Origin of the sequence: Paenibacillus sp. FSL R5-0475 (assembly GCF_038004585.1) — a bacterium.
GTDB lineage: Bacteria > Bacillota > Bacilli > Paenibacillales > Paenibacillaceae > Paenibacillus_AQ.
Window position 1 is genome coordinate 893,084 of record NZ_JBBORK010000001.1, and the last position, 12,750, is coordinate 905,833.

The 12,750-nt window shown below is 46.3% G+C and carries 13 protein-coding genes and 1 tRNA gene; 7 read left to right on the top strand and 7 right to left on the bottom strand.

Annotated elements, in window-relative coordinates; genetic code table 11:
• Position 1: 1 nt before the first annotated feature.
• Positions 2-1,312: a metallophosphoesterase family protein gene (locus MKX41_RS03710; protein WP_340968739.1), complete on the top strand. Its 1,311-nt coding sequence runs from the start codon at positions 2-4 to the stop codon at positions 1,310-1,312.
• Positions 1,302-4,547 carry an ATP-binding protein gene (locus MKX41_RS03715; protein ID WP_340968740.1) on the top strand — a complete coding sequence of 1,082 codons (3,246 nt, stop codon included), beginning with the start codon at positions 1,302-1,304 and terminating at the stop codon, positions 4,545-4,547. Before MKX41_RS03710 ends, MKX41_RS03715 begins: the two co-directional genes overlap by 11 nt.
• Here MKX41_RS03715 and MKX41_RS03720 read toward each other — a convergent pair.
• A complete protein-coding gene (locus tag MKX41_RS03720; RefSeq protein ID WP_042186895.1) occupies positions 4,534-5,646 on the bottom strand; it encodes a YkvI family membrane protein in 1,113 nt (370 codons plus the stop codon). The genes MKX41_RS03715 and MKX41_RS03720 overlap by 14 nt on opposite strands.
• A gap of 174 nt (positions 5,647-5,820) precedes the next feature.
• On the opposite strand from MKX41_RS03720, the gene MKX41_RS03725 reads away from it, so the two are divergent.
• The 3 genes from MKX41_RS03725 to MKX41_RS03735 all read left to right on the top strand — a co-directional run bounded on the left by MKX41_RS03725 (position 5,821) and on the right by MKX41_RS03735 (position 7,148).
• On the top strand, positions 5,821-6,393 hold the full coding sequence (locus tag MKX41_RS03725; RefSeq protein WP_076283133.1) for a xanthine phosphoribosyltransferase: 573 nt from the start codon (positions 5,821-5,823) through the stop codon (positions 6,391-6,393).
• A 101-nt stretch (positions 6,394-6,494) separates the two neighbouring features.
• A complete protein-coding gene (locus tag MKX41_RS03730) occupies positions 6,495-6,812 on the top strand; it encodes a hypothetical protein (RefSeq protein ID WP_036689410.1) in 318 nt (105 codons plus the stop codon).
• Positions 6,813-6,929: 117 nt separating this feature from the next.
• On the top strand, positions 6,930-7,148 hold the full coding sequence (locus MKX41_RS03735; protein ID WP_042186900.1) for a hypothetical protein: 219 nt from the start codon (positions 6,930-6,932) through the stop codon (positions 7,146-7,148).
• A 74-nt stretch (positions 7,149-7,222) separates the two neighbouring features.
• Here the strand turns inward: MKX41_RS03735 and MKX41_RS03740 are convergent, their stop codons facing one another.
• Positions 7,223-7,669, bottom strand: coding sequence for a hypothetical protein (locus tag MKX41_RS03740; RefSeq protein ID WP_042186902.1), 447 nt, complete (start codon positions 7,667-7,669; stop codon positions 7,223-7,225).
• A gap of 187 nt (positions 7,670-7,856) precedes the next feature.
• Here MKX41_RS03740 and MKX41_RS03745 point away from each other — a divergent pair.
• Positions 7,857-7,940, top strand: a tRNA-Leu gene (locus MKX41_RS03745).
• Positions 7,941-8,020: 80 nt separating this feature from the next.
• Here MKX41_RS03745 and MKX41_RS03750 read toward each other — a convergent pair.
• The 4 genes from MKX41_RS03750 to MKX41_RS03765 are packed head-to-tail and all read right to left on the bottom strand — an operon-like array spanning position 8,021 to position 10,536.
• The gene (locus MKX41_RS03750; protein WP_340968741.1) at positions 8,021-8,551 is read right to left on the bottom strand and encodes a hypothetical protein; all 531 of its coding nucleotides are present in this window, start codon (positions 8,549-8,551) and stop codon (positions 8,021-8,023) included.
• A 43-nt stretch (positions 8,552-8,594) separates the two neighbouring features.
• Positions 8,595-9,278: a hypothetical protein gene (locus MKX41_RS03755; RefSeq protein WP_340968742.1), complete on the bottom strand. Its 684-nt coding sequence runs from the start codon at positions 9,276-9,278 to the stop codon at positions 8,595-8,597.
• Positions 9,275-10,168 (bottom strand): ABC transporter ATP-binding protein, encoded by an 894-nt coding sequence (locus MKX41_RS03760; protein ID WP_340968744.1) that lies wholly within the window; start codon positions 10,166-10,168, stop codon positions 9,275-9,277. Before MKX41_RS03760 ends, MKX41_RS03755 begins: the two co-directional genes overlap by 4 nt.
• Positions 10,165-10,536 carry a GntR family transcriptional regulator gene (locus MKX41_RS03765; RefSeq protein ID WP_042186911.1) on the bottom strand — a complete coding sequence of 124 codons (372 nt, stop codon included), beginning with the start codon at positions 10,534-10,536 and terminating at the stop codon, positions 10,165-10,167. Before MKX41_RS03765 ends, MKX41_RS03760 begins: the two co-directional genes overlap by 4 nt.
• Before the next feature lie 233 nt (positions 10,537-10,769).
• Here MKX41_RS03765 and MKX41_RS03770 point away from each other — a divergent pair, with 233 nt between their 5' ends.
• Positions 10,770-11,579 (top strand): class I SAM-dependent methyltransferase, encoded by an 810-nt coding sequence (locus MKX41_RS03770; protein ID WP_340968746.1) that lies wholly within the window; start codon positions 10,770-10,772, stop codon positions 11,577-11,579.
• Here the strand turns inward: MKX41_RS03770 and MKX41_RS03775 are convergent.
• Complete coding sequence (locus MKX41_RS03775) at positions 11,571-12,581, bottom strand: S8 family peptidase (RefSeq protein ID WP_340968747.1); 1,011 nt, start codon at positions 12,579-12,581, stop codon at positions 11,571-11,573. The genes MKX41_RS03770 and MKX41_RS03775 overlap by 9 nt on opposite strands.
• Positions 12,582-12,750: the final 169 nt, after the last annotated feature.

Genomic DNA, 12,750 nt, shown 5'->3' on the forward strand with positions numbered 1-12,750 from the left:
TATGATTCCATTTCGATTTCTACATGCTGCTGACTTACATCTGGATAGCCGTTTTGCTGGGCTGGCGCATATTTCGCCAGCCATTCGTTCTTATTTACGTGAGTCAACCTTCGCCGCCCTTGGGCGGCTTGTCCGCGTTGCCATCCAAGAGAATGTTGATTTTATCGTCATCAGTGGAGATGTATACGATGTTTCTGACGCTTCCTTACAGGGTCAACTGCGATTTCAGGAAGCACTCAAGGAACTGGGTCAGCAAGGAATACACGTGTTTCTGATCCATGGCAACCATGATCCACTTGACGGATTGCGTCTGACTACAGAAATGCCCAGCCATGTAACCGTGTTTGGAGGAGAGAAGCCAGATCTCGCTTCGGCTTACCGTCGCAAAGATGGTCAAGAAGTGGCTATTGTTAGTGGAATCTCCTATCCGACTGCGAAAGTTACGGACAACACTGCAGTAACCTTTTCTCGAAAGGCTGGCAGCCGTCTGTTTCATATTGCTATGCTGCATGGGAATGTAGACGGTGATTTACTGCACGAGACGTATTCTTCTTGCAGTCGTAGGGACCTTATCGAACGGGGTTTTGATTATTGGGCACTTGGACATATCCATAAACGTAGTGTATTGCATGAAAAACCGGCAATTATATACCCGGGCAATATACAAGGACGTAGCATTAAGGAAACCGGACCAAAAGGTTGTTATGTTGTGGATGTTGATGAGGCTGGAAGTGCTACGCCCCATTTTCATGAGCTTGATTATGTTCGCTGGCAGGTACGGGATCTGTCCATTGAGGGATTGAGTAATGAAGCAGAATGGATACAAAGGGTAGAGCAGGTGATTGACGATATCAGGGAGGAACTCCCGGAGCTGATGTCAGTGGTCAGATTTCGTCTGATCGGACGCGGGGACGTACATAAAGTATTAGCTGAAAAAGGAGCGGTAGAGGATCTGCTGTCTGAACTCCAGCGCCGTGAGGCGGTACGTGCTGAGCGTAAAGATTATAAGGGACTTGTCTGGGTGGAAGGATTCGCTGTAGAATCCGGGTTAGCTATTGACCGTGAACGGTTATTAGAGGAGGATAGCTTTCTTGGAGAAATGCTGCGAATTACAGAGCGTACGGAACATTCAGCAGAAGCGCTTGAAGAATTAATAAACAGTGCGCTTAAGCCGCTCATGGAGAATCAGGAGCTGCGACAGCTGCTCTCGGTTACAAGTCAAGAGGAGAAGCTAAGTTGGCTTCGTAGTGCAGCAGAACAGGGAATCACCATGCTCGGTGGAATGGAGGGTGCTCCAGAAGATGAGAATTGAACATTTGCAGATCCATGGCTTCGGACGTTTGCATAACCGAGAGATTGAACTATCGGAAGGAGTTACTATACTCTATGGACGTAATGAAGCAGGAAAAAGCACGACGTTACAGTTTATTCGCTCCATGCTGTTTGGAATTCCAAGTCGTGGTAACCCTACGGAGAGGTATGAACCTATGCAAGGCGGATTACATGGGGGAATACTGAAAGCACGTGATAGTAATGGTGCCCTGTGGACCATTCGTCGCCATACAACTGGTGGTGAAGGCTCAGGAAGAAATGAGAAACTGAACATCACGGTTAACCATCCGAATGGAACAACGCAAGAGCTAGGACAAGCTGAAATGGAGCGTCTTTTGCTTGGTGGTATCTCTCGGAGCATGTTCCATCAATTGTTCGCGGTCTCTCTCGATGAACTGCAGGAGCTTGCTGCGCTTCAATCAGAAGAGATGGGCAGCTTTCTCTTTCACGCGGGTATGGGCGGTGGTGGAACGATCATGCGTGCGGAACGCCGATTGGTACAGGAAGCTGAGAAGCTGTATAAACCTCGGGGCAAGCTACAGGAAGCTGCTAAAATCGTTCAGGCTATTGAGAAACTAGAGCGTCAGATGGCGGAGAGCCGCTCTTATCTTCCACGTTATAACGGTAATATAGCAGCATTAAAGGTTACGGAATCTGAGCTAGATCAACTGGAACAACAACGTAAGCTTACTGGAGACAAGCTCGTGATGCTTCGCAAAGCTCAGGATGTTCGTGAATTGTGGTTAAAATGGAGCGATGCGCAGCTCGAGCTGCAGGACCTGCCAGCGATTACAACCTTTCCTGAAGATGGAGCGATTCGCTATCAGGCACTTGAAGGTGAAATTCGGAATGCTCAGGGAGCAGTGACTCGTTATGAACGTCTGCAAAGTGAGCTTACGGCTGAGCTGGAGCAGAATCCGCCGGATGCATTGTTAACAGCGCAAGGGCCTGCCCTGGAGCGGCTGGATCGCCATCGGAGCAGCTATGAAAACCTGCGAGCGGAAAGACAGCGGCTAGAAGGTGAATTGACCGCGCTGAATGAGCATTTGCAGCGAATTCTGCGAGGCATTGATGTCAGCTGGAGCGCGGCAGAGCTGACTGCATTTTCGGGTGCAGCGGCGGATCGTGAAGCTGCACGGAGGTTTGCGGCGGCGTTCGCAAGTTATGATCGCCGCATGGAAGCGGAGGGCGCAGCGCGGCAGACGCTGCGTTCCCGCTTGGCCGCTGCCTCAGCTTCGCTGCAGGCAGCAGAACGGGCGCTGGCGCGTGAACACGCAACCGGCGCCGAATCTTTTGCGCAGCTGGCTTCGCGCAGCGCCCGAGAAGTGCTGCAGCTGTGGGACGAGCTGCAGCAGGCGGCCGAGCGCTGGCGCGAAGCGCAGCTCAGCGAAGGGCCGCAGCGCGGCCCTGGCGCCGGAAGTGACGGCCCTAGCGCGCAGCGGATGGCCGCGCTCTACCGGCGCCTGCTGTGGGCAGGGGCAGCACTAACCGTGCTGCTGCCCACAGCGCTGTGGCTGACCGGTGCTCCGCCGGTCAGTGCAGTGCTCGCGATCGGCCTGCTTGGCGCGGCCGATCTGGCCCTTTGGGCCGGCCTCAGCGGAGCGCGCCGGCCGGAAGCGGCCCCGCCAGTGCATGGCGGGGACGTGGGCACAGCCGCAGCCGAGATGCTGCGGCTGCGGGGGCAGCTGCTCTCCGGGGCGGAGCCGGAGAGCGCCATGCCGGGGCGGCGATCGGCCGCCCCGGGGTCCAGCCCTGACGCAGGCGGGCTGGAAGCCTCCATGAGGGAGCTTCGCAGGCTCATGGAGGCTTGGTCCGCTTGGCGGCAGCGCATTGAACGCTATGCCGCCGAGCGGGATGCCTGCCGCACGGAGCTGGAGACGCTGGCAGGCCAAGAGAAGCTGCTCGCGGAAGAAATGAGCCTGGCAGAGACGGCTTTTACGCAAACTGCTGAGCACTATGAAGAATGGCTGCGTGAGCGCAGATTGCCCGAAGGGTTGTCTCCGGAAGGGTTGCCGGATATCTTCGCTATGGTGGAGCAGGGGAACGAACTGCTGCGCCAAGAGAATAAGCTCTCTTTACGTCTGAAAGAGCTGGAAGATGAGTGTAACGTGTTCGAGGAGGAGCTGCTTGCTCTCATTCATGAATCAGGTACTGATCCTTTAGACGAGTCTGGTGTAGCGGCAACTAGCTTTGATATGGATCCGCACGATGGACAGCGACGATCTGCACTAACTTTACTAAGCTGGCTGGAACTTCGAAAAAGAGCTTGGGATGAACTGAAAAAGGACCTGGTTCGCCGGGAAGGCATTCAGTCACGGTTACAAGAGCTTCTGGAAGAGCTTAAGGAGAGCCATAGGGTATTAGGTGAGTTAAGAGAACAGCGTGACCACCTGTTGGACGAAGGCGGAGCAACAGGCGGGGAGGATTTCTTAAGGAGATCGGCTGCTGTACAGCGGCGTAGTGAGCTGAATAAATCCATTCGCCAGTGGGAGCTAGCCATGTTTGGAGGCTGGGAGGATGAGCGAGTTAACGCCTTGCAATTATTATTAGATCATCATGATGCTTCAGCACTCCAGAAGGAACGTACGGCAGCTGAAGAGCTAGCTGAACGGGAAGAAGAACTGTGGAACACCCTGCTGGAGCAACGAGGAAAGCTGCTTCAGGAAAGGGAGTATTTGAAAGAGCGTTGTATGGAGGACTCTGTTATTCAGCAATTGGAAGAGCAGAGAGCTGCTCTGCGAATCGTGGCTGATAAGTATGCGGTAGCAGCATTAACTGCTGAATTAATCGGAAGAACCCGCCGTATTTATGAACAGGAGAAGCAACCGCAGGTACTTTTGCTTGCATCTGACTATTTCTCCAAGCTGACCGAAGGGGAATACAAAAGAGTAGTTATGACTCTAGGTCATAAAGAACTAAAAGCGGAACACAAAGATGCTGGACTGCTGGACAGCGGTCTGCTCAGCCGTGGGACGGCAGAACAGTTGTACCTTTCCATCCGCTTGGCACTTGCAGAGACGATGTCTCGGCAAGTATCGTTACCACTACTATTCGATGATCTATTCGTCAATTTTGACGAGGCTCGTCTTCATGCTGCGCTTTCACTGCTTGGTGAACTGTCGGTCTCCCGCCAGATTGTGATGATGACCTGTCACAAGCATGTGGCGGAAGCGGCAGCACGAATCATTCCAACAGCAGCAGTTATTTCCGTGTAACTGGTTTTATGGATACAAGGCTGTTCCCTTTTCCACTCGAACCCGATGAGGAATCGCTACGTGGTGGAGTAGACCATGGCGTACGTAGTAGCATGACAGCCCAGACCATCGACAAAGCTCCGAAGATCGGGTAGAACACGGAGAGTAGAGAGCTAAAGCCAAATTGGCTCAGTAAATAACAGACCAACATCAGAATCGGTGTAATCAATGCGGGTTTAACTGGAATTCGTTGTTTAAGCTGCATGGTGACACCATAAATGTCAGCGACAAAAGTGCTAAAGATCTCCAAGAAGATCAGCAACAAATATATAGTTTGTACTACAGTACCCAACCGGATGGCGATGTTGCCCATAGGGATTTCAAATTGGAGAATATCAGGCATCTGGGAGCTCATCGCGAAATGTGCGGCGATCAACATAAAGCCAATTCCGGCACCACCAATAATACCGCCCCAGACAAGAGATTTTTCTTCATCCGTATGTCGAGCCATGGGAACTAATACGGCTTGAGCCATACCTAGATTAAAGGCGGTGTAGAGCAGCGGCGACATCCAAGCGCCAAAGATTGTCCGATCCGTTTCTAGGAATAAGAACCGCTGAGCTCCTGGAATTTGAAAGGTATTAAAAATAATGATGAGTGACAGCGTAAGCATTAATGGGACGATCAGACTGTTCATTTGCAGAATACCGGAAATTCCCCGTTTAAGCAGAAAATAAGAACCAACCAGCGTGAGTATTAGCCCTGTTTGATAATGAAATCCAAGATGCTCTTGAAAAATAGCGCCCGCGCCTGCAAGCATAATACTATTGACACCGATTAAGATGACCATCGTGAACAAACTGATGGTGCTTCCGACTTGGTCGCCGAAGAGGTGTCGGTTAAAGTCTTCATAAGACTCTGCTTCTATGCGCCGAGCGATGACCATCATTTTCGTACCCAGCCATATAAACAGTATAGTAGAGAGCAGGATGGTCAGGACTGCCCAGTGTCCGTAACGAGTGAAGAATTTTAATATTTCTTGTCCGGTGGCGAATCCGGCTCCTACAATGGTGCCAATGTAAGTGAATGCGATCTGTAATGTTCGGACATGTGATTTCATGGCTCCCCTCCTAATAGTTTTAAGAACAAAAGAAAAATCATAATGCGTGCTATGCAGGATTGCCTTGTGCACTCTGTATAGTACAGGTTATGATGAGGATCAGTAGGACATGACTTCCGTGATTCATTTGTACGGAACGTCTGCGATTATAAAGGGTATTGGAGGTTCAAAGTCATGGAAGTGTTGAAACAGCGGATTTTGGAGGAAGGTGTCGTCGTTTCGGATGAAGTGCTGAAGCTTGATGCACTGTTGAATCATCAGGTAGATCCGCAGCTTACGATGGAAATGGGACGGGAGTTTGCCGGGAGGTTTGCGGACTGCGGAATTACACGTATTGTGACCGTGGAATCCTCGGGCATTGCCGTGGCATTTGCCACCGCATATGAGTTAAAGGTGCCGTTAGTTTTTGCACGTCGCAAAAAAACACTGTTAGCAGATCCGGACGCACTTTGTGAAAGAGTTCCTTCTTTTACGAAAGGTATTGTTACCGACATTATGTTGTCTCGCCAATTCATCTCTCCAGAAGATAAAATCCTCTTTATCGATGATATTATTGCTAATGGTGATGCAGCACGTGGATTGATTAAGATCATCGAGCGCTCTGGCGCTGAGCTGGTAGGTCTTGGCGTTGTAGTGGAAAAAAGCTTTCAGGCAGGAGCCCGGACGATCAAAGAACAAGGCATCCGACTGGAGTCACTCGTAAGAATTACTTCTCTTAGTGGAGGCACCATTGAATTTGGGGAATAACCCGTTTTTGAGATAAGAACAGGCCTATTTTTCAAACAACTGCTTTTCACCCTATAGATTTTCCTTTATAATAAAATCAGACATAGGGAGGAGGCGTCACAATGGGGAAAGAACCGGTGACTGAGCAATTTTTTATTGATAAATTAACCGAGGCCAAGGATCACTTCGAGCGTGCGCTGGATTGCAAACACACGGAATTCGACGATCTGTATCCCTATATGATTGAACATCCTCAGTTTTTTTGGTACAAACGCTATGTAGCTTGGTCAGAACTTCTGACAATCAAAGGTTTATGTGAGGAACTTTCCTTCCCTTGGAGGGAGAAATTCACAACAAACCAAGTGGAGTATCTGGAGCAACGTGTGATGTCCGCTAAAGTTCTTGATTTCTGGTTCGAAAAGAATGAAGCGCTGATATAAGAATGCTTTAGTAGACATGCAATTGGTCAATTACTTATACGAGACCCACATGATTTTTCATTTGGGTCTTTTTTCTGGATGAAAATAGGATAAGCTATACAGAGGGAGGGATTCATGATGATTAGCGATGAACAATTGGATGCATACCGAATTTCCGGCGAGAAAATTCGTGTGGTGCGGGACGGCATAGAAAGTAATGATGTAAAAGGGATTGTTCTGGCTTGGGATGATTCGCAGGTGATGATACGTCGTCAGAATAGACGAGTAGTAAAGCTGGATCGGAATTATTTATTCCAACCCTTCAGCGAACCAAGGAAAGAACCTGATAATATATAGTTTCCGCAGCAAAAACAGCTCCTTACCCAAATTGGGTGGGGAGCTGTTCTGCTTACATATAAGCCTCTGACGGATTAAATACTTAAAGCTAGCTGGGAGTCACTTTCTTCTCTGGAGAGTATGGAGAGCTCTGTGGACAGTCCGAGATACGCACGCATTCGCAGCATCATCTCTCTACGGAATCCTGGCCATAATATATTCATCTCACCTTGATATCCTCTACAGGAGTACAAGGCCTCGACTCCTCGTTGATCTTGGCGAACGGTTGTGATCTTCAGATCATGTGAGCTCAATTCACGCGTAACCTCTTGAAGCATTAGTGAGGTTTTCTTAGTGGCACCAGACAAGAGCTCCATATAAAGCTGAGGGGTCTTAAATAGACCACTTTTGCTAATTACACGGCAGTCACGCTCGAAAACTTTATGAATAAACGTTAGCAGCAAATAGCTTCTGACAAGGGACAGTTCTTCTTTAGTAACATCTTCATCAACAATGGATGTCTTCAACTTCGTAGTCGCCATTATAAATCACCTCATTTATATTATGCGAACTTTTGTTCTCATTATACCTTATATTCGGAATTAAAAGCAATAATTATCCATAAAATAATGATCGATAAGAAAAGCTGGAAAATATATTGACGCTTTAATCTCAGCATGGTATGATCTATCTTGTGACCGCAAGTTTGATATGTAGTCATTATGATGTGCGGTCGTGGCGGAATTGGCAGACGCGCACGGTTCAGGTCCGTGTGGTAGCAATATCGTGGAGGTTCGAGTCCTCTCGACCGCATCACAAGAAACTCCCTTGAGAAATCAAGGGAGTTTTTTTGTGAATATAATTAATCGAAGGTAACTTTAGCATACTCGTATCTAGATCGATAAATATCGAATTAACCCTAATAGAGCGAAGGCGAGCAAAACTGTTCCAGCACCAATGCCTGTAATTGCACTGTTTGCGACCTTAAGTTTTTTAGATATGAACAGTGATACGATAGAGATTGCAACCAGAAGTGCTGCTAAAAGGTATAAACTGAAATCGTTAAACACACTTTTTAAGCCAATAAAATGAATCCCTACTATAAAGGCAATCCAAGGAGCAACATAATCATTATACTTACATTTCATCAATATAGAAGCTCCAGCACCAGCCAACAATAATTCAATATAGACAGAAATTAGATAATTATTAAAGGAGGTCTTGTCATTTAATACGGAGGGAGCATCCCAGTTCGTCACACTTAAATAGACACCAATCAAGCAGACGAGAAGGGATACACCAGAAGCTATGCCAATATATTTTCGCCAGCTGGATCTGGGGTTTTCTTGTGCCCAACCAAACCAACTAAAACTAAACATACCGAATATAGAAGCATACATGGCGTAATCCCTCACATAATCCATACAGTACCCCCCTATAAATATTAACAATATTCCAGGCAGAGTCTTATACTGTAGACTTCCGAAGCATCCAGAACGATAAGAGTGCATACAAGACCGTCAAGGGCATACTCCACAAGACAAGTTCAAATGCGGTATGGCTAGCCAACCAATTAAATACATCTACCCACCACTGATAATATGTCATTAACAATCCAGCGACACTGTACAGAATAAACATGACTGCCGCGAAAATGAATAGGCCGCTTCTACCAAATCTACGGAAGATGCTGGATATAACAAATCCCCAATAAAACATATGCAACAAGATCATGAAATAGATCCACAGCTGCTCTAGGACGGTACCATCATTCAAGTATGGTAGGTGAAAATAATGTAGCTGCACACCCCATCCAGATGTTAATTTGGTTTCTACAATAGATAGCAGGAACAGAAGTAATGAGAAGCCGGTACTTGTTATAACGGCCATCAAGGATGTGCCGAAGAAATAATCTGTCCTCCGTAGGCTTAAGCCCAAGGCAAAGGGGAAAGTCTGTACTAAAATGATGATACCTATGACAAACATATAAATAAAGATTGAGACTAGGCCGCCGGTATACATTGGTTCTTGCAGGAAAAAAGCTATGACAAGATTAACCAAAAAGCTGGACAATAATATAATCCAAGGCATAAACAACCAAAACCATTTATCCTTGTAGTGCATTTTTAATATCCCTGTCATTTGGTTCATTGCACTGCAACTCCCTTCCCTTGGGATTTTCTGTTTGTAAGATGAACAACTAACTGTTGTAAAGATATCGGGGAGATCTCCAGACCAAGCATCTCAGCACGTGATAGATCTGTTGAGTTTAAGCCAATAACAGTGGCAGAAAGTAATCCGCCAAAAGATTCACGAGAGATGATCTCTTTACCGGTGATTAAATCTTCGACCTTCGCAGCCGCACCGATAACTTTAGCAGCTCGCCCGCGAAGAGCTTCAGCATCCTCATTGATAATCAGCTTACCGTTGTCGATAACAATGACATGCTCTAATAGCTGGCTTACCTCGTCAATTAAATGTGTAGACAAGACAACTGTTCGCGGATATTCTGAATAATCCTCAATTAATCGATCGTAAAACAGGCTTCTTGCTACAGCATCGAGACCTAAATAGGGTTCGTCAAAAATAGTCAGCGGAGCGCGGCTAGCCAGGCCTACTACAATGCCCACCGCCGAGAGCATTCCTCTGGACAGCTTCTTTATTCTTCTTTTTAAGGGAAGATTAAAGTCCTTGATTAAGGAGTGGGCGTAGTCCCGATCAAAGTTAGGGAAGAATAACTCGGATACCTCTAGAACATCGATAATACGGTACGTATCCGGATACTTTTGGCTTTCCTTAATAAAGCAAATCTGATTGAGTACGCGGTTATTCTCATAGGGATGTTCCCCGAACACCTTTAAATCACCGCTTGTAGCAAATAACTGTGCTGTAATCATGTGCATGATCGTTGTTTTGCCCGCACCATTTCTGCCAAGCAGACCATAGATTTTGTTCTTTTCTAAAGAAAAACTAATGTCTTGGATGACGGTTACCTTTCCATACGACTTGGTCAGTCCCTTGATCTCAACGACTTCATTCATGACCGATTATCTCCCCTCTGAATCATCTTCGTTAATTGATCCAACGTAATTCCTAATTTCTCTGCTTCACGGATCATAGTTACAACATATTGCTCATAAAATTGCTCTTTTCTCTTTTCCATCAATACTGTGCGCGCTCCAGAAGCTACAAACATGCCGATACCTCGCTTTTTGTATAAAATTCCTTGGTCGACAAGCAAATTTACACCTTTCGCAGCCGTCGCCGGATTGATCTGGTAAAAAACAGCAAATTGATTTGTTGAAGGAACCTGTGATTCCTCCAAGAGTGTTTCTTCGATGATGTCATTTTCTATGCGTTCGGCGATCTGCATAAATATCGGTCGAGTATCATCCATTAAGCTTCCCATGTATTCACCGCCATGTTCATTGGTTAGTTAGTTGTGTAATTAACCATACATGCAACAGACCTATTTGTCAATCATTACTATGTGGATTTTTTGATCCTTTGAGCCCAAATCCAGTGAATTGGCGTATCAGCATAAATAAAAAGACAGTTCGGATTCACACCGAACTGCCTTTTATTTTAGTTGGATGTCTGCTATGATTTTGTCCTATCAGAAAACAAGAGAAGGGTGAAACTATGAATGAATATGGTCCGGATTTATTTAAAGGTACGGCAGTGTACTATTCAAAATATCGACCGCAGTATCCTTCATCCCTTATTCGGTTCTTAATTCAGAAGTTTTCGCTTAACGGAGAAGGCCGTCTGCTTGATTTAGGGTGTGGTACGGGTCAGCTGGGACTAAGATTTAGTGATTGGTTTGAAGAAATGATAGGTGTAGATACGGAAAGTGGAATGTTGGAAGAGGCTAATCGTCTATCAAAAATCCATAGGATTGATAACGTTAGTTGGATGCTTGGTAGAGCAGAAGAGTTGCAGAACGTCTGGGGTTCCTTCCGTCTTACCATCTTAGCCAAAGCGTTTCACTGGATGGATAGATCGTCTATTCTTGAAATCCTATACCACAGTTCGGACAATAATGGCGGTCTAGCAATTATTGATACTTTTAATGTAGGGCAAGAGCCATTATCTTGGCAGCTTAAGGTAAATGAAGTAGTGAAACGCTGGTTAGGTAACGAAAGAATCGCAGGAGACAGCATCTATACTCATCCTAAAGAAAGACATGAGGATATTGTTGCGCGATCTAGCTTTAAGGATGTGGAAAGATTGATTTTACCGAGTTATTCAGTGACATGGACGGTGGATTCGATTCTTGGCAATTTGTATTCCACTTCCTATGCTTCAAAGCGCTTATTTGGAGATCACTTGGAACGATTTGAAGCGGATTTGAAATCTTCTTTATTAGAAATTGAGCCTACGGGTAAATTTACTGAAGTGTTATCAGTTTCTGTTATCACAGCTTTAAAGAAGGAAGCAAAATCACAATAAGAATCTTGCATTGATCTCACCAGAGCCCGCTGTGTTAGGGGGGAGTTTCAGAGAGAATGTGTTCTTTTTTAGTATGGATTTCACTTGCTTAGGAGTTAGTGAGGGATTTCTCTGTAGCAATTGAGCAATAACACCAGAGACTATAGGTGTTGAGACACTGGTACCGGACAGCACAAAGTAATTTTTAGCGATCCGCAAGTAAGGAAGCTCGCGATCTAGCTTGGAATGAGGCGCACGAAGAGAGATAATGGTTTCGCCAGGAGCTACGAGGTCTGGTTTCTTTCGCCCTCCCGGTGCAGGTCCGCGGCTTGAATACGAGGTAATCCGGTCGTCCTTTTGTGTGAGCGTGCGACGGTCATCCACTGCACCTACGGTAATTGCAGAAGGACTAATACCAGGAGATTCTATCGTCCTGCGTCCAGGGCCGCTATTTCCAGCTGCTATCACAACAGTGAGTCCAGCCTTTATTGCTTTTTCTACGGCTTGGCACAACGGGTCGTCAGAACAAGGTGAATTTACCGTACCCCCTAATGACATCGAAAGGATACGTAGTTTTAGTCGCTTTCGATTCGCAATACACCACTCAATTCCTTTAATGATCGTGGAGTCATATCCGTCACCATTTTTATCAAGTACTTTAACACCAACGATCCCTGCCTTTGGAGCAGGGCTTTTGTATTTTCCTTTACTCATCCATCCGTTGCCTGCCGCGTCCCCTGCAATATGAGTCCCATGGCCGTTATCGTCGTAGGGAAGTTTTCTGTGATTGATAAAATCTTTAAAAGCTACGATACGGTTACAGGGCTGAATCAGATCAGGGTGCCTATACACTCCTGTGTCAAGAATGGCAATGTTGATTCCTTTTCCCGTAAGTCCCTGTTTCTTTTGGACGGATGAAGAACCGATGGATGGTGTCGCTATATAAAGTGATGTTTTTTTAATTCCGTCTACATAGATTTTATCGATTCCATGCCAACTGCACATCTGTTTCAGACAGTTCATTGAAACTCGTGATGATACAGAATTTAGTATGGGGAGATGATGTTTGATAGGAAAGTCGTGTGATTCTAGATGTTTTTGTAATGACTTCAGCTGTGCTGGGGTCATTTTTTGTTTGAATTTGATAATGATAGGAATTTTAGCGGATGTACCGCGACGGACTTGGGAGTGT